The sequence below is a fragment of the Janthinobacterium sp. EB271-G4-7A genome (assembly GCF_020858075.1).
In the GTDB taxonomy this organism is placed as follows: Bacteria; Pseudomonadota; Gammaproteobacteria; order Burkholderiales; family Burkholderiaceae_D; genus Janthinobacterium; species Janthinobacterium lividum.
Map to the genome: position 1 here is coordinate 247391 of NZ_JACYMI010000001.1, position 23112 is coordinate 270502.

A 23112-nucleotide genomic window follows, 5' to 3' on the forward strand; every position below is an offset into this window, starting at 1 on the left:
CACGCATCGCTGGCCGAAATGGGTAGCGTTTTGTAATAAGCTGTAACATGGATCGCTGTAATCCTGGTTTTGCCACGGATACCCCTTGAAACAATAGGATATAGCCCCATCTGCCCGTTAGTGTTGTAAAGATAGTTAGACTAACTCATTTAAGTCATTGATTGTAGGAGCTTTTCAGATGCAAGATCAGGAAAACCAAGCTGTACCTAATCCGCAAGCGGACGCCGCGGCGACTGCCCCATCGACTCCCGCAGAGCCTACTTTGGAAGAGCAGCTGGCGAGTACCGAAGCGCGTCTTGCAGAGATGCACGATGCCTTCATGCGCGCCAAGGCCGATGGTGAAAATATCCGCCGCCGCGCGCAGGAAGATGTTGCTAAAGCGCATAAATTCGCAGTGGAAAGCTTTGCCGAAGCCATGGTGCCGGTGAAAGACAGCCTGGAAACGGCGCTGACGGTGGAAGCACCGACCATCGAATCGCTGAAAGAAGGCGTCGAGATGACCCTGAAGCAACTGAACGCCGCGTTCGAGCGCAACCGCCTGGTGGAAGTGTTGCCAGTGCAGGGCGAGAAGCTCGATCCGATGAAACACCAGGCTGTTGCCGTGGTGCCAGCAGAGCAGGAAGCCAATACCATCGTGTCAGTCCTGCAAAAGGGCTATATGATTGCGGACCGCCTGCTGCGTCCAGCCATTGTCACGACCGCGCAAGCAAAATAATCAGAGGGCGGCATCAAGCAAGCCTTGAAACCATGCCGCTTTGCCACATATAAGAACCATCTGAAATCTAGCAAATAAAAGGAAATAAATCATGGGTAGAATTATCGGTATCGATCTGGGAACCACGAATTCCTGCGTTTCCATCATGGAAAACGGTCAACCAAAGGTAATCGAAAACGCTGAAGGCGCACGCACGACGCCGTCGATTATTGCTTATCAAGAAGATGGCGAAATTCTCGTCGGCGCGCCAGCGAAACGCCAGGCCGTGACCAATCCGAAAAACACGCTGTACGCAGTCAAGCGTCTGATCGGTCGCAAGTTCGACGAAAAAGAAGTTCAAAAAGACATCGCGCTGATGCCGTATCAGATCATGAAAGCCGACAACGGCGATGCATGGATCGGCGTACGCGACAAAAAACTGGCGCCGCCGCAAATTTCGGCTGAAGTGCTGCGCAAGATGAAGAAAACGGCAGAAGACTACCTCGGTGAAGAAGTCACCGAAGCCGTTATCACCGTGCCTGCGTACTTCAACGATTCGCAGCGTCAAGCCACCAAGGATGCCGGCCGTATCGCTGGCCTGGACGTCAAGCGCATCATCAACGAGCCAACCGCGGCAGCGCTGGCGTTCGGCCTGGACAAGACCGAAAAAGGCGACCGTAAAATCGCTGTGTATGACTTGGGTGGCGGTACGTTCGACGTGTCGATCATCGAAATCGCAGATGTTGATGGCGAGAAACAATTTGAAGTGCTGTCGACCAACGGCGACACCTTCCTGGGCGGCGAAGACTTCGACCAGCGCGTCATCGATTACATCATCGACGAGTTCAAGAAGATCAACGGCATCGACCTGAAAAAAGATCCGATCGCCCTGCAGCGCATCAAGGCTTCGGCCGAGCGCGCGAAGATCGAATTGTCGTCGTCGCAGCAAACCGAGATCAACGAGCCGTACATCGCCATGGCGAACGGCGCACCGGTCCACTTGAACCTGAAGATGACCCGCGCCAAGCTGGAATCGCTGGTGGAAGAGTTGATCACGGCCACGATGGAACCATGCCGCATCGCTATCAAAGATGCTGGCGTGAAAGTGTCGGACATCGATGACATCATCCTGGTCGGCGGTATGACCCGTATGCCGAAGGTGCAGGAAAAAGTGAAGGAATTCTTCGGCAAGGATCCACGCAAGGACGTGAACCCGGACGAAGCCGTCGCCGTGGGCGCAGCGATTCAAGGTTCGGTCCTGTCGGGCGAACGCAAGGACTTGCTGTTGCTGGACGTCACTCCTCTGTCCCTGGGTATCGAAACCCTGGGCGGCGTGATGACCAAGATGATCCACAAAAACACGACGATTCCGACCAAGTTCAGCCAGGTCTTCTCGACGGCCGACGACAACCAGCCTGCGGTGACCATCAAGGTCTTCCAGGGTGAGCGTGAAATCGCCGCCGGCAACAAGGGTCTGGGCGAATTCAATCTGGAAGGCATCCCGCCAGCATCGCGCGGCACGCCACAGATCGAAGTGACCTTCGACATCGACGCCAACGGCATCTTGCATGTCGGCGCGAAAGACAAGGCCACCGGCAAGGAAAACAAGATCACGATCAAGGCCAATTCCGGCTTGACCGAGGCTGAAATCCAGAAGATGGTGAAAGACGCCGAGTTGAACGCGGAAGAAGACAAGAAGGTCAAAGAATTGGCCGAGTCGCGCAACCAGGCCGATGCTCTGGTACACTCGACCCGGAAATCCTTGACCGAATACGGCGACAAGCTGGATGCGGGCGAGAAAGAGAAGATCGAAGCGGCGATCACCGACCTGGAAGCAAGCATCAAGGCGGGCGACAAGGCTGAGATCGACGCCAAGGTGGAAGCACTGTCGAGCGCATCGCAGAAACTGGGCGAAAAAATGTATGCCGACATGCAAGCGCAGCAAGCTGCCGGCGGCGCGGAAGGTGCACAGCAAGCTGCTGGCGCATCGGACGCAGGCGCCAAGCAAGACGACGTTGTTGACGCTGACTTCAAAGAAGTCAAAGACAGCAAGTAATTGTCTTGCGCTCCCATGAACTGGGGGCAGCCGGGCTGAACGCTACATCGCGGGATTAGCCGCGAAGACCGGCCGAGCCGAGTCGTTGCCCAGTGCAGCACTCGACTCGGCTTTTTCGTGTAATTTTTACATCAGTAGATAGACTGCAAGGTGCCGACAACATGGCAAAGCGTGATTTTTACGAGACACTCGGTGTCGCAAAAAATGCTTCGGAAGAAGAGATCAAAAAGTCTTACCGTAAACTGGCGATGAAATACCATCCGGACCGCAATCCGGATAGCAAGGAATCGGAAGAAAAGTTTAAGGAAGTCAAAGAAGCCTACGAGATGCTGACCAATCCGGAAAAGCGCGATGCGTATGACCGCTATGGTCACGCTGGCGTGGACCCGAACATGGGCGGCGGTGGCGGCTTCGGCGGCGGTGCTGGCGGCTTTGCCGACAGCTTCGGCGATATCTTCGGCGACATCTTTGGCGGTGGCGGTGGACGCAGCCGCAATGCGGGGCCACAGGTGTACCGTGGCGCCGACTTGCGCTACAACCTGGAAATTACACTGGAGCAAGCTGCTCACGGCTTCGACACGACCATTCGCGTGCCGAGCTGGGACAAGTGCGACACTTGCCACGGCAGCGGCGCCAAGCCGGGCACCTCGCCAACCACCTGCGGTACCTGCGGTGGCCACGGCCAGGTGCGCATGCAGCAAGGTTTCTTCAGCATCCAGCAAACCTGCCCGAAATGCCATGGCAGCGGCAAGGTCATCACCGACCCGTGCACGCCATGCGGCGGCGCCGGTCGCATCAAGCGCAACAAGACCCTGGAAGTGAAAATTCCAGTCGGTATCGACAACGGCATGCGTATCCGTTCGTCCGGCAACGGCGAACCGGGCACGAATGGCGGTCCGTCGGGCGACCTGTATGTGGAAATCCACATCAAGCCGCATGCCGTGTTCCAGCGCGAAGGCGACGACCTGCATTGCGAAATGCCGATCTCGTTCACCAAGGCGGCACTGGGCGGCGAAATCGAAGTGCCTACCCTGAACGGCAAAGTGTCGTTCACGATCCCGGAAGGCACCCAGTCGGGCAAGACCTTCCGCCTGAAAGGCAAGGGTATCAAGGGCGTGCGCTCCGGTTACGCGGGCGACCTGTTCTGCCATGTGGCCATCGAAACGCCGGTGAAACTGACGGAAAAACAGAAAGACCTGCTGCGCGACTTTGAAAAGTCGACGACCGAGGGCGGTGCCAAGCACAGTCCGCAAAGCAAGACCTGGAAAGACAAGGTCAAGGATTTTTTTGAGTAAGCACACGTAATACCATGCGCCGGGATGCTCACACATCCCGGCGTTTTTTTCACCACGACTGAGAAATGTGCGCGCATCGCCGGCCTATGGGCGCGATCTGCCGCCAATTCAGTCGTATGCACACAATGGGAGCGATATGACCGAACAGAAAAATGGCCCGGCCCTGGCGGAACTGCTGCAGCGTAACCGCCGCTGGGCCGACTCGATGGTGGCGAAAGACCCGAACTTCTTCAAGAACCTGGAAGCGCAAACGTCGCCTGAATACCTGTGGATCGGCTGTTCCGACAGCCGCGTGCCCGCCAACGAACTGCTGGGCATGGCGCCTGGCGACGTGTTTGTGCACCGTAATATCGCCAATGTGGTCGTGCATTCCGACCTCAATTGCCTGTCCGTCCTGCAATTTGCCGTGGACGTGCTGAAAGTCAAACATATCATCATCGTCGGCCATTACGGCTGCAAGGGCGTGCATGCGGCCATGACGGGCACGCGCATCGGCCTGGTCGACAACTGGCTGCGCCACGTCCAGGACGTGGGCCAGAAACACGAGCGCTACCTGGGCGACGTGCTGACGAGCCGCCAGCGTGGCGACCGCCTGTGCGAGCTGAATGTGGTCGAACAAGTCTTGAACGTGTGCCAGACCACCGTCGTGCAAGATGCGTGGGAACGGGGCCAGGAACTCAGCGTCCATGGCTGGGTCTATGGCTTGAAGGATGGCTTGCTGAACGACCTGGAAGTGACCGTCACGGCCGGCCACGAGCTGGCGCCGCGCATGGCGACCCGCCTGGCCCGCTACGAAGCAATAGCGTAAGCAAGCAGCGCGGCGCTAAGGTGCCGCGCTTTCCAGGCGGCCCAGGTAGTCGGCCGCCTCCCGCACGCCCTCCTGCGCCGCCTGGCGCAGCCAGGTTCTGGCCTGGAGAATGTCCTGCGGCGTGCCCCGGCCTTCGGCCAGTGCCACGCCATAGTGGTAGCGCGCCAGCCGCGCATAGGCGGCGTCATCATTCGTATGCGCGCCGCGCCGCATCAGCGCCGTCGCCTGCGCCAGGTCCTTAGTCACGCCGATGCCCGTTTCATACAGCTGGGCCAGCCAAATCATCGAGTACACATCGTTCCAGCGCCGGATGCAATCTTCGAAGATGGCAACGGCGGCCGCATGGTCGCCCGTCTTGTCGGCCGCATAGCCGTACAAACACTTGATGCGCTTGTCGCTGTGGACATAGGCTTTGTAGCTGAGATCACTTTCACCCTGGCTATCCTGGGCGTGGATGGAAGCAGGGAACAGCAAGGCGAGCAGCAGGGCGTAGGTGGGCATGGCTTTCCTGGACGATGGTTAAAGCTTGGTAGATAAGCAAGTTGCGTGCTAGCGCCATTTCCGGGCAAAGCCGGTGCTGCTGTGCCATTGCGTGACAGCCTGTGTTGCAAGCTGGCGCTACGCGCCGCGCATATCCATATAGTAAATGCTTCGTTTGCAAGCAAGGCTGGCCGGCATACAGTGGACTTCCCCTGACTCTAGTCGAGTTCCCATGTCGGCCGTCCTGAAACCCGTGCAGTCCACCAGCCACTTCCGTATCGAGACTTTCGATGCGCCCTTGGGCGCGCAAGTGCTGGGGCTGGACCTGGCGCAGCCGCTGTCGCTGGGCGATTTCCAGCGCCTGCACCATGCCCATCTCGACCATCACGTGCTGGTGTTCCGCGACCAGCGCATCACGCCGCAGCAGCAAGTCGATTTCAGCCGCCGCTTCGGCCCCTTGCAAATTCACGTGCTGCGCCAGTTCCAGCTGCCCACGCAAGCGGAAGTGCTGATCATCTCGAACATCGTCGAAAACGGCCAGCCCATCGGCCTGGGCGACGCGGGCCATTTCTGGCATTCCGACTTGTCGTACAAGGAAGTGCCCAGCCTCGGCTCCATGCTGCATGCGCAAGAGTTGCCGGACGAGGGCGGCGATACCGTGTTTGCGAACATGCACCTGGCCTGGGAAAGCCTGCCGGCCGCGCTGCGTCACGCCGTGCGCGGCGCCCGTGCCGAGCACAGCTACCTGAGCCAGTATGAAGAATTGCGCCGCCGCAACCCATGGCGCCCCGCCCTGACGCAGGCGCAGATCGATGAAGTCAAACCCGTGACGCACCCCGTCGTGCGCGTGCATCCGGAAACGGGACGGCGCGCCCTGTTCGTCAGCGAACACTTCACCACGCGCATCGTCGGCTTGCCCGACGACGAAAGCCGCGCCCTGCTCGACGAACTGTTTGCCCACAGCGTGCGCCCGGAGCACCTGTATGTGCACCGCTGGCAGCCGCACGACCTGGTGTTCTGGGACAACCGTTCGCTGATGCACCTGGCGACGGGCTGTCCGCCCGACCAGCGCCGCAAGCTCTACCGCACTACCATCGAAGGCGATGCGCCGTACTGATTTTTTGACTGTTGATCTGACTCAAGGAGTGTCCATGTTGCCGATCTTTACCTTTTCCCGCCGCCTGCTCGCCACCATCGCCCTGCTGTGCATGGCCATGCCCATGGCCCGGGCCGAAGGTCAGATCCGCATCGCGGGCCAGCACGGCATCACCTTCTTGCTGCTCAATATTGCGCAGGAACAAAAGCTGATCGAAAAGCATGGCAAGCAGCAGGGCGTCGATGTGAAAGTCGAGTGGATCACCCTGTCTGGCGGCCCGGCCATCAATGATGCTTTGTTGTCGGGCAATATCGATATCGCGGGGGCTGGGCTGGGTCCGCTGTTGACCATCTGGGACCGGACGAAAGGCCGGCAGAACGTGCGCGGCGTGGCTTCGCTCGGCAATTTCCCCTACTACTTGGTCAGCAATAATCCCAAGGTGAAAACGCTGGCGGACTTGACGGACAAGGACCGCATCGCCTTGCCGGCCGTGTCAGTCTCCGTGCAGGCGCGTATCTTGCAGATGGCGGTGGCAAAGCAGTGGGGCGACAAGGAATTCGCCCGCCTCGATAAAATCACGCAAACCCTGCCGCACCCGGATGCGGCCGCCGCCATCATCGCCGGCGGCACGGAGCTGACCGGCCACTTCGGCAATTCACCGTTCCAGGAGCAGGAACTGGCGCAGAACCCGAACGCCCACATCATCCTGAACTCGTATGACGTGCAGGGCGGACTCAGCTCGTCGACCCTGCTGTATGCGACGGAAAAGTACCGCAAGGACAATCCCAAGACTTACCGCGCCTTCATCGCCGCGCTGGCGGAAGCGGCGCAGTATGCGAGCAGCAACCCGCAAGGCGCGGCCGACATCTACATCAAGGTGAATAAAAGCAAAGTGGACCGCAATCTGCTGCTGAAAATCTTTGCCAACCCGCAAGTGCAATTCAAGATCGCGCCGCAAAACACCTATGGCCTGGCGCAATTCCTGCACCGCGTGAGCGCCATCCGCAACCTGCCCGACAGCTGGCGCGATTACTTTTTTGACGACCCCGCCATCACGCAGGGAGGCTGATGTGAACGCGCCCGCTTTTCACCTGGTACGTCCTCCGGTCACCTTGCAGCCCTTGCTCAGTGTCAAGCATGTCAGCCTGGAATACCGCACCGAGCAGCGCACCGTGCGCGCCACGCATGACGTCAGTTTTGACGTGTTCCGCGGCGACCGTTTCGTGCTGCTGGGGCCATCGGGCTGCGGCAAGTCGTCACTGCTGAAAGCCGTGGCCGGCTTCATCGCGCCGCGCGCGGGCAGCATCGCCATGCAGGGCCAGCCCATCCATAAGCCGGGACCGGACCGCGTCGTCGTGTTCCAGGAATTTGACCAATTGCCGCCATGGAAAACGGTGCTGGAAAACGTCATGTTCCCCTTGCTGGCCAGCAAGCGCCTGGATAAGGTGGCGGCCCGCGAGCGCGCCCATCACTGGATCGCCAAGGTGGGCCTGGCCGGCTTTGAAGATGCCCATCCGCACACCTTGTCGGGCGGCATGAAGCAGCGCGTGGCCATCGCCCGTGCCCTGGCCATGCAGCCGGAAGTACTGCTGATGGACGAGCCGTTTGCCGCCCTCGATGCCTTGACCCGGCGCAAGATGCAGGAAGAGTTGAGCCGCCTCTGGGAAGAGCTGCGCTTTACCCTCGTGTTCGTTACGCATTCGATCGAGGAAGCCTTGGTCGTGGGCAACCGCATTTTGCTGCTGTCGCCGCATCCGGGCAGGGTGCGCGCCGAACTCAACAGTCATCAATTCGGTCTCCACAGCGCCGGCAGCGCGGAATTCCAGGCCGCCAGCACCCGCATCCACGGCTTGCTGTTCGATGAGGAAGCGGCTCCTGTCCCGCAAGCAGTTACTGCGCAGCGGGAGGCCGTATGAGCGCGCTGCTGGAGCCGCCCATCCGCCAGGAGTTCGTGTATGCGGCGCCGCCGCCGGCCGGCATCACGGTCGAGCAGCCGCTGTCACGCTGGCAGCGTGTGAGCCAGCACGCGCTGTGGCGCAAAGCGTTCATTTTGCTCAGCCTGGCGCTGCTGTGGGAAGGCGCGGCGCGCTGGACGCAGAACGATTTATTGCTGCCCAGCTTTCTGCAGACGGCGCAGGCGTTTATCGGCGGCATCGCCAGTGGTGAATTGCTCACGCGCACAGCCGCGTCCCTCGTCGTCTTGCTGCAGGGCTATGCCGTGGGCGTGCTGGCCGCCTTCGTGCTGACCTTGCTGGCCGTGTCCAGCCGCATCGGGCGCGACGTGCTGGAAACCCTGACGGCCATGTTGAATCCCTTGCCGGCCATCGCCCTGCTGCCGCTGGCTTTGTTGTGGTTCGGCCTGGGTCGCGCCAGCCTGATCTTTGTCATCGTCCATTCCGTGATGTGGCCGCTGGCCCTGAACACGTATGCGGGCTTCCAGGGCGTGCCTGAGACCCTGCGCATGGCGGGCCGCAATTATGGCTTGAACGGCTTGCGCCTGGTGCTGCACATCCTCGTGCCGGGCGCCTTGCCCTCCATCGTCTCGGGGCTGAAGATAGGCTGGGCGTTTGCCTGGCGCACCCTGATCGCGGCCGAGCTGGTGTTCGGCACCACCTCGGGGCAAGGTGGCCTGGGCTGGTACATCTTCCAGAACCGCAACGAGCTGTACACGGACAAGGTGTTCGCTGGCCTGGCAGCCGTCATCGTCATCGGCTTGCTGGTGGAAAACATCGGCTTTCGCACTGTGGAGCGCGTCACCTTGAAACGCTGGGGCATGCAACGATAGCTATTTCAGCATGCTGCGCGCCGCCGCGATGATTTGCCGCGACAGTTGCTCCATGCGCGGCGACTGCACTTTCCACGTGTGCCAGTACAGGGCCACGTCGGCCGGGGTCTTGGGCGTGAGCATTTCCACCAGCTCGCCATCCGTGTTCGCCTTCAATAACAGCTCGGGGACCATGCCGTAGCCGAGGCCATAGCGGATGGCGTTGAAGTGCGAGGTGGCGCCCGGCACGTAATGGCAGGGGTAAGCCCCTTCGGGCAACCCCAGCGCTTCTTGCAGGAACGACGATTGCAAGGTGTCCTTGCGCGTGTAGGCGACGACGGGCGCCGTGCGCGCCGCCTTGCGCGTCAGGCCGTGCGCGAACCACTGCTGGCGAAACGAGGGTGTGGCCACCAGCCAGTAGCGCATCACGCCCAGCGGCTCGGCCGTGCAGCCGCGCATGGGTTTGGCTTCCGTGCTGATGCAGCCGATCGCCATGCCCGTCTCCAGCAAGGTATACGTGTGGTCCTGGTCTTCCACGGTCAGGTCCAGCAGCACACGCTCGCGTATCAGCACCTCGGACAGGGCGGGGAAGAACCAGGTGCCCATCGAATCCGCATTCAGCGCCAGCACCAGGGTCAGCGGGGCATCCTGCTGCACCGCCAGTTCCGCCTGCAAGTCCGCTTCCAGCAGCTTGGCGCGCTTCAGATACTGCATCAGGCGTTGGCCCATGCGCGTGGCGCGCGCGGGACGGCTGCGCACGATCAAGGCATTGCCCAGCTGGCTTTCCAGCGCCCGCACCCTTTGCGAAATGGCGGGCGACGTCAGATGCAGCCGCAGCGCCGCCTGCTCGAAGCTGCCCGTTTCGACGACGGCGCGAAACGCTTCCGTGTGCTTGGGATTGAGATCCATGGTCACTGCCTTACATAAGAAAAATTTATCAATACTAAATAATACTTACTTTTGATAAGGATGGGTGTGTTGCAGTGCACAATACCTCTTTGATGGAGTGCCACGCGCCAGCGTGCGGCCTCCTGGCAGCAAGGGAATACCACCATGGAAGCACAAGCGAACGGCAGCACCCCCCGCAAGCCCCAGTCGAAGCTGGCGCGCAATCTGAAATTCGGCCTGGGATTGACCCTGGGCCTGGGCATGGCCGCCACCCTGGCGGGCGGTTGGTGGCTGCGCCAGGCCTGGCAGGATTTACCCGCCGTCGAGCACCTGGCGCAGTACAAGCCCGCCCTGCCGCTGCGCATTTTCTCCAGCGAAGGCGAGCTGCTGGCCGAGTACGGTGAAGAGCGCCGTGAATTCCTGCCGTTGAAAGACATCCCGCTGCGCATGCGCCAGGCCTTGCTGGCCATCGAGGATGCGCGTTTCTACGAGCATGGCGCCGTCGATTTTTATGGTCTGACGCGCGCCACGCTCGCCAACGTCGTCACGGGCCACCACGCGCAGGGCGCCAGCACCATCACCATGCAGGTGGCGCGCGACTTCTTCCTGTCGCGTGAAAAAACCGTGCAGCGCAAGCTGACGGAGATGCTGCTGGCCTACAAGCTGGAACAGCACTACGGCAAGGACAAGCTGCTGGAACTGTATATGAACCAGATTTACCTGGGCGAGCGCTCCTATGGCTTTTCCGCCGCTTCGAATATCTATTTCGACAAGCCGCTGGCCGACGTCAGCATCGCCGAAGCGGCCATGCTGGCCGGCTTGCCGAAGGCGCCATCGGCCTACAACCCCGTCGCCAATCCGCAGCGCGCCACCGTGCGCCAGCACTACATCCTGCAGCGCATGCGCGAACTCGGTTACATCACGCCGGCCGAATACGATGCGGCGGTGGCGGAAAAACTGGCCCTGAACAAGGACCGCAACAGCTCCGTGCACGCGGCCGCGTATGCGGTCGAGGAAGCGCGCCAGCTGATCCTGCAAAGCTATCCCGAGGGCGCCTACAGCATGGGCCTGGACGTGACGACCACCATCCGCATGGCGCCGCAGCGGGCGGCCGACAAGTCGCTGCGCGACGGACTATTGAATGCGCAGGCGCGGCGCGGCTACCGTGGCCCGGAAGCGCGCCTGGCCGCTTCCGAAGACAGCGTGGCGCGCCAGCTGGCACCTTATCCGGACAGCGGAGAATTGCGCGCCGCCCTCGTGCGCAAGGTCGAGACCACCGGCAAGCGCCAGCTGACGGCGCAGCTGCGCAATGGCGACGAGATCGTGCTGGCGGCATCGGATGCGCGCCTGGGCGGCAAGCTGCAATGGGATGGCAAGCGCGCCATCGTCGAGGGCAGCGTGATCCGCGTGATGCACGACGCGGCAAAGATGCGCTGGCTGGTGAGCCAGTTGCCCGAGATGGAAGGCGCGCTCATTTCCGTCGAGGCGCACAGCGGCGAAATCGTCGCCATGGCGGGCGGCTTCGATTTCTACCGCAACCACTACAACCACGCCATGCAAGCCTACCGCCAGCCCGGTTCCAGCTTCAAGCCCTTCGTGTATTCGGCGGCGCTGGAAAAGGGATATTTCCCCGGCACGGCCGTGGACGATACGCAGCGCTTGCTGCTGCCGCAGGAAACGGGCGCGCGGCCCTGGCGTCCGCGCAATTACGGCAACAACTATGAAGGCTTCATCAGCGTGCGGCGCGGCCTCGTGCGCTCGAAAAACCTCGTCGCCGTCAGCCTGATGCAGGCGGCCGGCCCCGGCTACGTGCAGCACTACGCCACGCGCTTCGGTTTCGAGGGCGCGCGCAATCCCGTCTCCCTGCCGCTGGCGCTGGGCGCGGGCGCCGTCACGCCGCTGCAGCTGGCGCAGTCGTACGCCGTCTTCGCCAATGGCGGCGTGCAGATGCCGCCGAAATTGATCAAGGAAGTGCGCAGCCGCAGCGGCGAAGTGCTGTTCAGCGATGCGGCGCCACGCGCCAAGGGCGAGCCGGCGCCGGGCACGCAAGTGATCTCCACGCGCAACGCCTACGTCATGGACAGCATGCTGCGCGACGTCGTCAAGAGCGGCACGGGACGCGGCGCGCTGGCGCTGGGACGCGGCGACGCGGCCGGCAAGACGGGCACGTCGAACAACGCGTATGACGCCTGGTTCGCCGGCTATTCCTCGGGCCTGGTTTCCGTCGTCTGGCTCGGCTACGACCAGCCGAAAAGCCTGGGCAACGCCACCGGGGGGACTTTGGCGCTGCCCGTCTGGCGCGACTACATGCAGGTGGCCGTGCAGGGCCGCCGCGAACAGGTGCTGGCGGAACCGCCTGGCCTGTCCCTGCTCGATGGCGATTACGTGTATGCGGAATACCTGGCCGGCGACTGCCTGAAGGATAACCATGCCTTTATCCACAGCAGCGTCAGCTGCGGCAGTGGCAGCCTGGGCGCCGATACGCGCCTGGCCAACGGCGAAGAGCGCGGCACCAGCGGCACGGGCCACGAAGCGCGCACCCTGAGCGAAGCGCGCGAACGCGAACAAATTCTCAAATCATTTTCGGAAGAGTAAGAGCATGTTGTTATATACGATTTACCTGGTGGCGATTGTTGCCGAAGCGATGTCCGGCGCCATCATGGGCATGCGGCGCGGCATGGATCTGTTCGGTATCTGCATGATCGGCACCGTCACGGCGCTCGGTGGCGGCACCGTGCGCGACGTGCTGCTGGGGCACTATCCGCTGGGCTGGATCGCGCATCCCGAATACCTGTTGTTTACCATCGGCGCGGCTGTCGTCACGGCCTTTGTCGCGCGCTACCTGCACCACCTGCGTGCCATCTTCCTGCTGGTCGACGGACTGGGCCTGGTGGCGTTTTGCGTGATCGGCTGCGACATCGCCATGTCGGCCAAGATGCACCCGGCCATCGTCGTGCTGGCAGGGATGATCACTGGCGTCTTCGGCGGCCTGCTGCGCGATATCCTGTGCAACCAGATCCCCCTCGTGCTGCAGCGCGAAGTGTATGCCACCGTGGCCCTGTTCACGGGCAGCCTGTACGTGGGCCTGCTGTACTTCAAGGTCGACAGCTCCGTGGCGCAGCTGGCGTCCATCGGCGCCGGTTTCCTGTTCCGCTTCCTGGCCTTGCACTTCGAATGGCGCTTGCCGAATTTCAACGGCGACCGCATACGCGGTTTCGAGTAACGGCAGCGGCGTGAATATTTTCACGCGCGTTTAACCCCTTTTTCTCCGTCGCTGCGTTTCATGTTGGACACCCCAGCCAACCGGAGAAGAAGCGATGTCCAGCGCCCTCAAGATCACATTGATACTGTCCCTGCTGCTGTCGGCAGGCAGCCACGCCGCCGGCACGGCGCCGCGCAAGACCCTGGCGCCGTTTGCCAGCGAGCAGGCATTGAGCAGCTACCTGCAGCAGTTGCAGTCGCGCCAGGCGGCACTGCAAAGGGAGCAGCAGAAACTGCAGCGCGCCACGGCGCAGTCCATGGCGGTATCAGCGCCGGCCCCTCCCGCGCCGATGGCGGCGAAAGCCGCGCCGGCAGCATCGGCAGAAGCGGCGGAATCGGTCACCAATGTGCAGACGGCAGGCGTGGACGAAGGCGGCATCGTCAAGCTGCATGGCAAGCACCTGGTGATGCTCAGGCGCGGCAAGCTGTTCACCGTGCAGGTGGGCGGCAAGGCCTTGCAGCCTGTGTCTTCGCTCGACGCGTTCGCGCCGGGCAGCGACCCGTCGGGCAGCTGGTATGACGAGATGCTGATCGACGGCGATACGGTGGTGGTGATCGGCTACAGCTACAGCCGTGGCGGTACGGAGATCGGCCTGTTCGACGTCAACGCGGACGGCAAGCTGGCCTACCGCTCTACCTATCACTTGCGCTCCAACGATTATTATTCCTCGCGCAATTACGCGAGCCGCCTGGTCGGCAGCAAACTGGTGTTCTATTCGCCCCTGTCGCTGAACTTGCGCCGTGGCGACCCGTTCAGCGGTTTTCCCGCGCTGCGCCGCTGGCGCCCCGACGCCGTGCCGTCCGACTTCAAGCGCATCGCTCCGGCCACGCGCATCTACCGCACCGATGAAGAGCCCGAGATGGGCGCCGGCCTGACCCTGCATACGGTCACCGTGTGCGACCTGGCACAGCGCGACATGCGTTGCGAGGCGACCGCCGTGATGGGACCGCAGGGCCGCGTGTTTTATGTGTCGGGCGAATCCGTGTTCGTGTGGACCACGCGCCGCGGCAGCGACTCCGGCGTGTTCCGCATTCCCCTCGATGGCAGCGCGCCCAGCGCCCTGAAAGTGGCCGGTGCCCCCGTCGACCAGTTCTCGTTCCTGGAAAGCGTTGACGGCCATCTGAATGTCCTGCTGCGTGCCGAAGGCCAGGGCGATGGCATGTGGGATGGCGCAAAAGGGCGGGGCGACATGGCTTTGCTGCGCGTGCCATTGGCGTCGTTTTCCGATGGCCGCGACAGCGCGCCCGCCAGCAGCTACAAGGCGCTGCCCGGTGGCGGTGGCTACGGTTTGCAGAACCGTTATGTCGGATCCTATCTGTTGTACGGCAATCCGGGAAATTCCGGGCGCCGGCAGGCGGATCAGGCCTGGCCGCGTCAGCCCCTGTATGCCGTGCGCTGGGCCGATGCGGGCAGTGTGCAAGCCTTGTCGTTGCCGCACGGCGTGGAGCGCATCGAGGCGCTGGGCGATGACGCCGTGGTGATCGGCGCGCAGGGACGGGATCTGCACTTCAGCAGCATCCGCCTGGGTGCGCAGGCGGCGGTTGCCGCGCGCTATATCCGCGCCGATGCGGCGCAGGGCGAGTCGCGCAGCCACGGCTTTTTCTACAAGCCGCAAGCGGCCGGCGAGGGCATGATCGGCTTGCCCATCCTGGGCGCGGACGAGCGGCCTGGCCTCAACAAGTCAGCCGCATCCGTTCTCTATCTGCGCAACAGCGGCTTGCAATTGACGGAACTGGGCGCGCTGGCGGCGCGCTCCGGCCAAACGCCGGACGATGGCTGCCGCGCGTCCTGCGTGGACTGGTACGGCAATGCGCGCCCCTTGTTCCTGCAGGGTAGAGTCTTCGCTTTGCTCGGCTATGAATTGGTGGAAGGGGCGTTCAAGGATGGACAGATCCGCGAATTGCGCCGCATCAGCTATGCACCCATTGCGCCTGCTGCACGCTGACGGCGTAGCGAAATTGTCGCCGCCGCGTAGTTCGGCTACACTGGTTCTTATGCCCGATACCCTGATTACCGTGACGGATGAAGACCTGATGCTGCGCTACAGCGCTGGCGACCTGCCGTCGTTTCGCGAACTGTACCGGCGCCATAGCCAGGGCCTGTACCGCTTCGTGGCCTGGCGTTCGCCACGCCGCGCGTGGGTGGACGAGATCGCGCAGGACGCGTGGGCCAGCCTGCATGCGGCGCGCGCCGGCTACCAGCCGCAGGCGGCGTTCCGCACCTATCTGTACCAGATCGCGCGCAACCGCCTGATCGACATCCTGCGCCAGCGGGAAGGACAGGAACACGACGACGTGGGCGAACTGGCGGACGAGGGCACATCACCGCCGCAATCGCTGGAGCAGAAACAGCAGCACACGCTGCTGCATGCCGCCATCGCCGCGCTGCCGGTGGAGCAAAAGGAAGCGCTGGTGCTGCAGCAGTTCAGCGGCATGAGCATCCTCGAGATCGCCGTGGTGACGGGGGCGGAGGCGGAAACCGTCAAGAGCCGGCTGCGCTACGCCATGCAGAAATTGCGCGCGGGCCTGGACAGCGCCGCTGGCGCGGGAGGACAGGCATGAATACGCACGATACCGATCATGACGATCATCACGACGAAGAATTGAACGCGCTGCTGGCCAGCCTGCCGCAGCCCGCGCCTTCCAGCGCGCTCGATGCGGCCATTCTGGCGGACGCGGAAAAAGCCCTGCACAAGCCGGCAGCGGCGAACGACAGCGCCGATGGCGTGCAGCGCACCTTGCCTGCAAAGAAATCACCGGACTATCTGCAGCGCTGGCGCGTCCCGCTGGGGCTGGCCGCCGCTGTGCTGTTGACGGTGAACCTGATCGGCGTGGACTGGTTCGGCTCGAAGCCTGCGCAATTTCCCGTGGTCGGGGAGCCGGTCACGCAGGAGGTGATGTCCGAACCGGCCGCTGCGCCCGCGACGGTGTCTGCACCACCGCCGCCGGCACCGCGTGCCATGGCCAAGGCGGCAGCCAGGATGCCAGCGCAGGCCGAGCCAGTGCCGGCACCCGTGTCAGTACCAATACCCGTGCCAGCGCCAGCGCCCCCGGCCCCGCCGCCCCCGGCCCCGCCGCCCCCGGCCACGGCCACGGCAATGCCTCAGGCGATGGAGCAGCAAGCGGCCATGCAGGCCGAGGCCAGCATGCAGCGCCAGGCACCGGTGCAGCGGGCGCTGGCCAAGCCCGCGCCCGTTGCGGCCCGCTCCGCGCCGATGCCGCCGCCCGCAAAGCTCGACGCTTCCGTATGGCTGGTGAAGATTGACGCCCTCTTGAAGGCGGGCGAAGGTGCGCTGGCGCAGGAGGAATGGGCGGCGTTCCGGCAAGCCTATCCCGACTACCCTGTGGCCGAGGAATTGCGGCAGCGGCTGGAGAATAAGTAAAAAACGCTAGACGATTCCCTTCCTGCGCTCCCACACGGCGCTGCCCACGAAAATGGCGGCGCATACCCACATCACTGCCGGCAGGGCGTTCACGCCCACCGATTGCATCAGGACGCCCGTCAACAGGGGACCGCCGCCGCTGGTGACACCCCAGGTGGCGTTGACGATGGCGCTGGCGCTGGTCAGCGACAGTCCCGTGAAACGCTCGCCGCAGGCCACCAGCGCCAGCATGTAGATGCCGCCCGCCGCCGCGCCCAGCAACAGCAGCAGGGTCCACCACAGCCACGGCGTGCCGACGGCAAACGGCAGCAGCGGCAGCAGCAGGCAGACGGCCACGCCGCAGCCCGCATGGACTTTGGCGCGGCCGAAGCGGTCGGCCATCCATCCCAAGGCGAATTGCAGGCCCGTGTCGCCCACCAGCACCACGGTGGCCGACAGCAGCGCCAGGTCCGTGCCGATGCCGTGCTCCATCGCGTACAGCGGCAGCAAGCTCAATGCCAGGGTATCGAACAGGGCGAAGAAGGCGGCGCCCAGCACGATCATCGGCATGCGCGGCAGGATCAGGGTCCACTTCACGCCGTGTTCTTCCGGTTCGCGTTCCGGGCCGCTGTTCGAGATCAGCATCAAGCCCGGCACGGCCAGCAAAAACAGCAGGCCGCAGGCGGCGAAGCTCCAGCTGATCTTGTCGTTGAACAGCGCCACGAGGGCGGGGCCGATCAGCTGGAAAAAGGTAAAGCTGGTGGTGTACATGGCGACCACGCGGCCGCGCGAATTATCGGGCGCCAGGCGATTCACCCACGCTTCGCCGATGGTAAACAGCACGCCCATGGCGCCGCCGAAGAGGAAGCGCAGCACGCTCCACGCCAGCAGGTGGTCGGTAAACTGCATGGCGATCGTCGCCAGCGACGCCACCCACACGGCGCCCAGCATGGTGGCGCGCGCGCCGAAACGCCCTACCCAGCGCGAGACGAACGGCGAGGCGGCAAGGATGCCGAGGGCGCTGACGGCCGTGATCATGCCGATGATGTCCGTGCCCACGCCGCGCTGGTGCAGGGTCAGGGCGGTGAGCGGCATGGTGGCGCCCAGGCCCAGGCCCACGACGCCGATGCTGACGACGAGGGCGAAGAAATCGCGCCACGGCATGTGCTTCATGGCTGCCCCCGCAGGGTGGAAAAGGTGGTCGGTATGGCTGGAAAACGGTGTGGATGCATGGGAAAGTAAGGGACTTTGCCTGCGGCGCTGGTGTTTGGCGCCGGACGGGCATATGATGATTTTAATAAGGACAATACTGCAAAGCCGTAGTGTAGGCGATGTGTGCCGCCGCTGGCCACGTCCATCCGTGTGGCCGCCCCTACCGGCTCTGCTGTACAGTGAAGCGAGCGGCAGCGCCGTCACGGTGCTGTCATTGGATCGTCACGCCAGCGAGGAAGCCCCATGCGCCGTCCCATCGTTCTCGTTCCCGCCTGCCAGCGCCAGCTTGGCAGCCACGTCTGGCACATGGCACAGGATAAATACCTGCACGCCGTGCTGCGCGGTGCCGGCTGCATGCCGCTGCTGCTGCCCGCCCTGGGCGCGGATGCGGATCTGGAAGCGGCGCTGCAGATCGCCGATGGCGTGATGCTGACCGGCTCGGCCTCGAACGTCGACGCGCGCCTGTATGGCGAAGATATCCTCCATCCCGACCTGCCGCAAGACCCCGCGCGCGACGCCACCACCTTGCCCCTGATCCGCGCCGCGCTGGCATGCCAGCTGCCCCTGCTCGCCATCTGCCGCGGCTTCCAGGAAGTCAACGTGGCCCTGGGCGGTGGCCTGCACCAGGCCGTGCACGCGGTGCCGGGCATGCAGGACCATCGCGAGAACGTGCTCGATCCCCTGGCGCGCCAGTACGCGCCAGCGCACCGCATCAAGTTGATGCCCGACGGCCTGCTGTCACGCCTGCTGGGTGGCGAGAGCGAAATGATGGTCAACTCCTTGCATGGCCAGGGCATCGCCCGGCTGGCCGATGGCTTGCTGGTGGAAGCCCTGGCCGACGATGGCCTGGTGGAAGCCTATACGGTGGCCAGCGCCGCCGGTTTTACCCTGGCCGTGCAATGGCACCCGGAATGGCAGGTGGAAGACAATCCGCATTCCATGCACCTGTTCGGCGCCTTCGGCCAGGCTTGCCGCGATTACCAGGAACAGCCGCATAGAAAGACAGGATGACAGGCGCGCCGCACGCAGTACGCGGTGTTCGATCAAGACCAGCGAGAGGGAAACATGGCAATACGTGAAAATTTCACCTATACGGATATGGATTTGTGGCTCAATGAAAAGCGCGTCACGGAAATCGAATGCCTGGTACCCGACCTGACGGGCGTGGCGCGCGGGAAGATCCTGCCGCGCGGGAAATTCACCCAGGAGCGCGGCATGCGCATCCCGGAAGCGGTACTCGGCATGACGGTGACGGGCAATTATCCGGTCGACGATGGGGGCTACGACCGCGCCATTTCCAGCACCGACCGCGACATGATCTTGAAGGCCGATCCCACCACCATCACCATGGTGCCGTGGGCAACCGATCCCACCGCGCAAGTCATCCACGACTGCTATTTCGCCGACGGCATGCTGGTCGATTTCGCGCCCCGCTCCGTGCTGCGGCGCGTGCTGAAACTGTATGCGGACAAGGGCTGGAAACCGGTGGTGGCGCCGGAACTGGAGTTCTACCTGACGGCGAAAAACACGGACCCGGACTTGCCCTTGAAGCCGCCCATCGGCCGCAGCGGCAGGGCCGAGACGAGCCGCCAGGTGTACAGCATCGACGCCGTCAACGAGTTCGATCCCCTGTTCGAGGATATCTACGATTACTGCGAATTGATGAACCTTGACGTCGATACGCTGATCCACGAGATCGGTGCGGGACAGATGGAAATCAACTTCCTGCACGGCGATCCGCTGGGCCTGGCCGACAAGGTGTTTTTCTTCAAGCGCACCCTGCGTGAAGCGGCCCTGAAACACGATATGTACGCCACCTTCATGGCCAAGCCGATGGCGGGTGAACCAGGTTCCGCCATGCACGTGCACCAGAGCGTCGTCGATGCGAAGACAGGCCTGAACATCTTCAGCAACGAGGACGGTTCGGCCGCGCCCATCTTCAAGCATTACATCGCGGGCCTGCAGCGCTACATGCCGTCGGCCATGGCCATCGTCGCGCCCTACGTGAATTCCTACCGCCGCATCGTGCGCCATACGGCCGCGCCGATCAACATCCAGTGGGGCCTGGACAACCGCACGGTGGGCTTCCGCGTGCCCGAGTCGGGCGTGCAGGACCGGCGCGTGGAAAACCGCATCATCGGCGCCGACGCCAATCCCTACCTGGCCCTGGCCGTCACGCTGGCCTGCGGCTATCTCGGGATGACGGAGCAGCTGGAAGCGACGCCGATGATGGTGGGCAGCGCCTACGACATGAAGTTCGAACTGCCGCAAGGCTTGCCCGAAGCCCTGCAGTTGCTGCGCGCGGAAGACAAGCTGCGCACGGTGCTGGGCGAGCGTTTCATCGACGTGTATGCGGCCATCAAGGACCTGGAGCACCAGGAGTTCATGACCGTCATCAGCCCCTGGGAGCGCGAGCATCTTCTGCTCCACGTTTAAGAAAGGATCGCAATGAGTACAACAAACAATCCGCTGGCGCCGAGCGCCGCCCTGGTCGCCTCCGTGGCGCAGAAAAACGCGGCGCCGCAGGTGTATGACACGGCCGCCATCCAGAAAATAGACTCGGCCCACTACCTGCATCCATTCACCGATTTCCAGGACCTGGCCAGCAAGGGCGCCAGGGTGATGGTGCGCGGCGACGGCGTCTATCTGTGGGATAGCCAGGGCAAGAAGATCGTCGACGGCATGTCGGGCCTGTGGTGCGTGAATGTGGGCTACGGCCGCACGTCGATCTCGCAAGCCGTGTACCGGCAGATGGAGACGCTGCCGTTCTATAACAGCTTCTTTGGCACGACCAACGTGCCGGCCGCGCAACTGGCCGCCAAGCTGGCGCAAATCTCGCCGCCGCAGTTCCAGCACGTGTTCTTCACCAGTTCCGGCTCCGAAGGCAACGACACGAATTTGCGCATGGTGCGCCGCTACTGGGATATCCTCGGCTACAAGGAGAGACATACCATCATCAGCCGCCACAATGCCTATCACGGCAGCACGGTGGCGGGAGCGTCGCTGGGCGGCATGGATGGCATGCATGCGCAGGGCGGCATGCCCATCCCCGGCATCGCGCATATCGGCCAGCCCAATTACCTGGAGTCGGGCCACGGCTTGAGCCCCGAGGAATTCGGTGTAAAGGCGGCTGGCTGGCTGGAAGACAAGATCCTGGAAATCGGCGCCGACAAGGTGGCCGCCTTCATCGGCGAGCCGGTGCAGGGCGCCGGCGGCGTCATCATCCCCCCATCGACGTACTGGCCGGAGATCCAGCGCATCTGCGACAAGTACGGCATTTTGCTCATCGCCGATGAAGTCATCTGCGGCTTCGGCCGCCTGGGGCGCTGGTTCGGCTCCGAACTGTTCGGCATAAAGCCCGACCTGATCACCTTTGCCAAGGGCGTTACCTCCGGCTATGTGCCGCTGGGCGGCGTGCTGGTGGGAGACAGGGTAGCCAAGGTGCTGATCGAGCAGGGCGGCGAATTCACGCACGGTTTCACGTATTCCGGCCACCCCGTTGCCTGCGCGGCGGCGCTGGAAAACATCCGCATCATCGAGGAAGAGCAGCTGGTGGCGAAGGTGGCCGACGATACGGGACCGTACCTGAAGCAGTGCTTCGCCAGCCTGGGCGAACATCCGCTGGTCGGCTATGCGGACAGCTGCGGCCTGGTCGCGGGCCTGAACCTCGTGCGCAAGAAGGGCGCCACCGTGCATGACAACGAGCTGTTCGACGAGGACCAGGGCGTGGGCATGATCTGCCGCGGCCACATGTTCGACAACGGCGTCATCATGCGCGCCGTGGGCGAACGCATGATCGTCGCCCCGCCGCTGGTGATGACGCGCGCGCAGATCGATGAAATGGTGGGCTTGATACGCGTGTGCCTGGACAAGACGCATGCGGACGTGAAAGCGAAGGGCTGGGTGTAGGTTTTTGCCCCATTTTGCCGCCATCTGCGCATTTTTTGGACCGCAATGGCGGCAGTTCCGCTAAACTTCCATCCTGGCCGCTCTTTGTAGTGGCCAGTTTTTCATTTTGACACCCTCTTACCCAGAAGCCACCCACAATGACGATAGCAACACCCGCCGCGTCGGCCAGCGACGCCCCAGCGCCTTTCTTGCTGATTGATCAACTGGTCAAGGAATTCGATGGCGTGCGCGCCGTCAATGATATTTCCGTGACGATCAACAAGGGCGAGATATTCGCCCTGCTCGGCAGTTCAGGCTGCGGCAAGTCGACCCTGCTGCGCATGCTGGCCGGTTTCGAGACGCCGACGTCGGGGCGCATCGCTTTGGCGGGCAACAGCATCGTCGATGTGCCGCCGCACCAGCGCCCCATCAACATGATGTTCCAGTCGTACGCGCTGTTCCCCCATTTGTCCGTGTGGGACAACATCGCCTTCGGCCTGCGCCGCGACGGCTTGCCGAAGGCGGAAGTGGCGGCGCGCGTCGAGCAGATGCTGGCGCTGGTGCAGCTGGGCCAATACGCGAAGCGCAAGCCGCACCAGCTGTCGGGTGGCCAGCAGCAGCGCGTGGCGCTGGCGCGCAGCCTGGCCAAGCGGCCGCAATTGCTGCTGCTCGACGAGCCGCTGGGCGCGCTGGATAAAAAACTGCGCGAACGCACGCAGATGGAACTGGTCAATATCATCGAGCAGGTGGGCGTCACGTGCGTGATGGTCACGCACGACCAGGACGAGGCCATGAGCATGGCCACGCGCATCGCCGTCATGAGCGAAGGGCGCATCCTTCAGGTGGGCGCTCCCGGCGAAATCTACGAGACGCCGAACTGCCGTTTCGTGGCCGACTTCATCGGCAGCGTCAACCTGTTCGACGGCCGCATCACGGAAGATGAACCCGACCACGTGGTCATCGCCACCGCCGATGGCGAGCACTATGTTTCGCACGGCATCACGGGCAACCTGGGCATGGATGTTTCGGTGGCCGTGCGCCCCGAAAAAATCGGCATCCAGATCGAGCCACCTGCCTTGCAAGAGCGGGCGTCACCAAAGGAACACGGCTACAACTGCGCCCAGGGCGTGATCGTCGCCATGGCATATTTTGGCAATGAAACCAGCTACCACGTGCGCCTCGACAGCGGCACGGTGGTGAAAGTCTCGCGCACCAACGCGGCCCGCCACGACGCCGCGCGCCTCGAGCGCGAACAGCGCGTGTGGGTGTGGTGGGATGGCGCCGACATCGTCGTGCTGACCAGCTGAG

General features: G+C 63.1%; 20 protein-coding genes. 17 read left to right on the forward strand and 3 right to left on the reverse strand.

Annotation, left to right across the window (positions count from 1 at the left end):
• Window positions 1–178 precede the first annotated feature (178 nt).
• The 4 genes from grpE to can all read left to right on the forward strand — a co-directional run bounded on the left by grpE (window position 179) and on the right by can (window position 4853).
• Window positions 179–715, forward strand: a complete 537-nt coding sequence (gene grpE, locus IGS58_RS01185; RefSeq protein WP_034788734.1) for a nucleotide exchange factor GrpE — start codon at window positions 179–181, stop codon at window positions 713–715.
• Window positions 716–806: 91 nt separating this feature from the next.
• Window positions 807–2750, forward strand: a complete 1944-nt coding sequence (gene dnaK, locus IGS58_RS01190) for a molecular chaperone DnaK (protein WP_034745982.1) — start codon at window positions 807–809, stop codon at window positions 2748–2750.
• Between the two features lie 161 nt (window positions 2751–2911).
• Window positions 2912–4045 carry a molecular chaperone DnaJ gene (gene dnaJ / locus IGS58_RS01195; protein WP_034745985.1) on the forward strand — a complete coding sequence of 378 codons (1134 nt, stop codon included), beginning with the start codon at window positions 2912–2914 and terminating at the stop codon, window positions 4043–4045.
• Window positions 4046–4181: 136 nt separating this feature from the next.
• On the forward strand, window positions 4182–4853 hold the full coding sequence (gene can, locus IGS58_RS01200; protein ID WP_034788731.1) for a carbonate dehydratase: 672 nt from the start codon (window positions 4182–4184) through the stop codon (window positions 4851–4853).
• 15 nt (window positions 4854–4868) lie between these two features.
• Here the strand turns inward: can and IGS58_RS01205 are convergent, their stop codons facing one another.
• Window positions 4869–5354 carry a tetratricopeptide repeat protein gene (locus IGS58_RS01205; protein ID WP_230520476.1) on the reverse strand — a complete coding sequence of 162 codons (486 nt, stop codon included), beginning with the start codon at window positions 5352–5354 and terminating at the stop codon, window positions 4869–4871.
• Window positions 5355–5565: 211 nt separating this feature from the next.
• On the opposite strand from IGS58_RS01205, the gene IGS58_RS01210 reads away from it, so the two are divergent.
• From IGS58_RS01210 to IGS58_RS01225, 4 genes are read left to right on the forward strand one after another with little or no spacing between them, the layout of a single operon-like run.
• Window positions 5566–6450: a TauD/TfdA dioxygenase family protein gene (locus IGS58_RS01210; RefSeq protein WP_070254678.1), complete on the forward strand. Its 885-nt coding sequence runs from the start codon at window positions 5566–5568 to the stop codon at window positions 6448–6450.
• A gap of 34 nt (window positions 6451–6484) precedes the next feature.
• A complete protein-coding gene (locus IGS58_RS01215; RefSeq protein ID WP_442908348.1) occupies window positions 6485–7498 on the forward strand; it encodes an ABC transporter substrate-binding protein in 1014 nt (337 codons plus the stop codon).
• 1 nt (window position 7499) lies between these two features.
• Window positions 7500–8345, forward strand: a complete 846-nt coding sequence (locus IGS58_RS01220; protein WP_230520477.1) for an ABC transporter ATP-binding protein — start codon at window positions 7500–7502, stop codon at window positions 8343–8345.
• Complete coding sequence (locus IGS58_RS01225) at window positions 8342–9214, forward strand: ABC transporter permease (protein ID WP_230520478.1); 873 nt, start codon at window positions 8342–8344, stop codon at window positions 9212–9214. Before IGS58_RS01220 ends, IGS58_RS01225 begins: the two co-directional genes overlap by 4 nt.
• Here IGS58_RS01225 and IGS58_RS01230 read toward each other — a convergent pair whose 3' ends face one another.
• Window positions 9215–10108: an HTH-type transcriptional regulator ArgP gene (locus tag IGS58_RS01230; protein WP_230520479.1), complete on the reverse strand. Its 894-nt coding sequence runs from the start codon at window positions 10106–10108 to the stop codon at window positions 9215–9217.
• A gap of 138 nt (window positions 10109–10246) precedes the next feature.
• Between IGS58_RS01230 and IGS58_RS01235 the strand changes: the two genes are divergently transcribed.
• From IGS58_RS01235 to IGS58_RS01255, 5 genes are all read left to right on the forward strand, one after another.
• The gene (locus IGS58_RS01235) at window positions 10247–12676 is read left to right on the forward strand and encodes a penicillin-binding protein 1A (protein ID WP_230520480.1); all 2430 of its coding nucleotides are present in this window, start codon (window positions 10247–10249) and stop codon (window positions 12674–12676) included.
• A gap of 4 nt (window positions 12677–12680) precedes the next feature.
• Entirely contained in the window at window positions 12681–13304 is a 624-nt protein-coding gene (locus IGS58_RS01240) for a trimeric intracellular cation channel family protein (protein WP_070254674.1), read from the forward strand.
• 94 nt (window positions 13305–13398) lie between these two features.
• Window positions 13399–15288: a beta-propeller domain-containing protein gene (locus tag IGS58_RS01245; RefSeq protein WP_230520481.1), complete on the forward strand. Its 1890-nt coding sequence runs from the start codon at window positions 13399–13401 to the stop codon at window positions 15286–15288.
• A 49-nt stretch (window positions 15289–15337) separates the two neighbouring features.
• Window positions 15338–15904, forward strand: a complete 567-nt coding sequence (locus tag IGS58_RS01250; RefSeq protein ID WP_070254672.1) for a sigma-70 family RNA polymerase sigma factor — start codon at window positions 15338–15340, stop codon at window positions 15902–15904.
• Complete coding sequence (locus IGS58_RS01255) at window positions 15901–16725, forward strand: hypothetical protein (RefSeq protein ID WP_230520482.1); 825 nt, start codon at window positions 15901–15903, stop codon at window positions 16723–16725. The genes IGS58_RS01250 and IGS58_RS01255 overlap by 4 nt, the downstream gene beginning before the upstream one ends.
• A gap of 6 nt (window positions 16726–16731) precedes the next feature.
• On the opposite strand, the gene IGS58_RS01260 is transcribed toward IGS58_RS01255, so the two are convergent.
• Window positions 16732–18120, reverse strand: coding sequence for an MFS transporter (locus IGS58_RS01260; RefSeq protein WP_412101865.1), 1389 nt, complete (start codon window positions 18118–18120; stop codon window positions 16732–16734).
• Window positions 18121–18159: 39 nt separating this feature from the next.
• On the opposite strand from IGS58_RS01260, the gene IGS58_RS01265 reads away from it, so the two are divergent.
• The 4 genes from IGS58_RS01265 (at window position 18160) to IGS58_RS01280 (ending at window position 23111) form a co-directional block, all read left to right on the forward strand.
• Complete coding sequence (locus IGS58_RS01265; RefSeq protein WP_230520483.1) at window positions 18160–18927, forward strand: gamma-glutamyl-gamma-aminobutyrate hydrolase family protein; 768 nt, start codon at window positions 18160–18162, stop codon at window positions 18925–18927.
• A gap of 54 nt (window positions 18928–18981) precedes the next feature.
• A complete protein-coding gene (locus tag IGS58_RS01270) occupies window positions 18982–20352 on the forward strand; it encodes a glutamine synthetase family protein (protein WP_034788700.1) in 1371 nt (456 codons plus the stop codon).
• A gap of 12 nt (window positions 20353–20364) precedes the next feature.
• The gene (locus tag IGS58_RS01275) at window positions 20365–21825 is read left to right on the forward strand and encodes an aspartate aminotransferase family protein (protein ID WP_230520484.1); all 1461 of its coding nucleotides are present in this window, start codon (window positions 20365–20367) and stop codon (window positions 21823–21825) included.
• A 137-nt stretch (window positions 21826–21962) separates the two neighbouring features.
• The gene (locus tag IGS58_RS01280) at window positions 21963–23111 is read left to right on the forward strand and encodes an ABC transporter ATP-binding protein (RefSeq protein ID WP_230520485.1); all 1149 of its coding nucleotides are present in this window, start codon (window positions 21963–21965) and stop codon (window positions 23109–23111) included.
• Window position 23112: the final 1 nt, after the last annotated feature.

Bases quoted from the DNA above. Each gene is read 5' to 3' on its own strand.
- grpE (WP_034788734.1), top strand. From the start codon at position 179: ATGCAAGATCAGGAAAACCAAGCTGTACCTAATCCGCAAGCGGACGCC.
- dnaK (WP_034745982.1), top strand. From the start codon at position 807: ATGGGTAGAATTATCGGTATCGATCTGGGAACCACGAATTCCTGCGTT.
- dnaJ (WP_034745985.1), top strand. From the start codon at position 2,912: ATGGCAAAGCGTGATTTTTACGAGACACTCGGTGTCGCAAAAAATGCT.
- can (WP_034788731.1), top strand. From the start codon at position 4,182: ATGACCGAACAGAAAAATGGCCCGGCCCTGGCGGAACTGCTGCAGCGT.
- IGS58_RS01205 (WP_230520476.1), bottom strand. From the start codon at position 5,354: ATGCCCACCTACGCCCTGCTGCTCGCCTTGCTGTTCCCTGCTTCCATC.
- IGS58_RS01210 (WP_070254678.1), top strand. From the start codon at position 5,566: ATGTCGGCCGTCCTGAAACCCGTGCAGTCCACCAGCCACTTCCGTATC.
- IGS58_RS01215 (WP_442908348.1), top strand. From the start codon at position 6,485: ATGTTGCCGATCTTTACCTTTTCCCGCCGCCTGCTCGCCACCATCGCC.
- IGS58_RS01225 (WP_230520478.1), top strand. From the start codon at position 8,342: ATGAGCGCGCTGCTGGAGCCGCCCATCCGCCAGGAGTTCGTGTATGCG.
- IGS58_RS01235 (WP_230520480.1), top strand. From the start codon at position 10,247: ATGGAAGCACAAGCGAACGGCAGCACCCCCCGCAAGCCCCAGTCGAAG.
- IGS58_RS01240 (WP_070254674.1), top strand. From the start codon at position 12,681: ATGTTGTTATATACGATTTACCTGGTGGCGATTGTTGCCGAAGCGATG.
- IGS58_RS01245 (WP_230520481.1), top strand. From the start codon at position 13,399: ATGTCCAGCGCCCTCAAGATCACATTGATACTGTCCCTGCTGCTGTCG.
- IGS58_RS01250 (WP_070254672.1), top strand. From the start codon at position 15,338: ATGCCCGATACCCTGATTACCGTGACGGATGAAGACCTGATGCTGCGC.
- IGS58_RS01255 (WP_230520482.1), top strand. From the start codon at position 15,901: ATGAATACGCACGATACCGATCATGACGATCATCACGACGAAGAATTG.
- IGS58_RS01265 (WP_230520483.1), top strand. From the start codon at position 18,160: ATGCGCCGTCCCATCGTTCTCGTTCCCGCCTGCCAGCGCCAGCTTGGC.
- IGS58_RS01270 (WP_034788700.1), top strand. From the start codon at position 18,982: ATGGCAATACGTGAAAATTTCACCTATACGGATATGGATTTGTGGCTC.
- IGS58_RS01275 (WP_230520484.1), top strand. From the start codon at position 20,365: ATGAGTACAACAAACAATCCGCTGGCGCCGAGCGCCGCCCTGGTCGCC.
- IGS58_RS01280 (WP_230520485.1), top strand. From the start codon at position 21,963: ATGACGATAGCAACACCCGCCGCGTCGGCCAGCGACGCCCCAGCGCCT.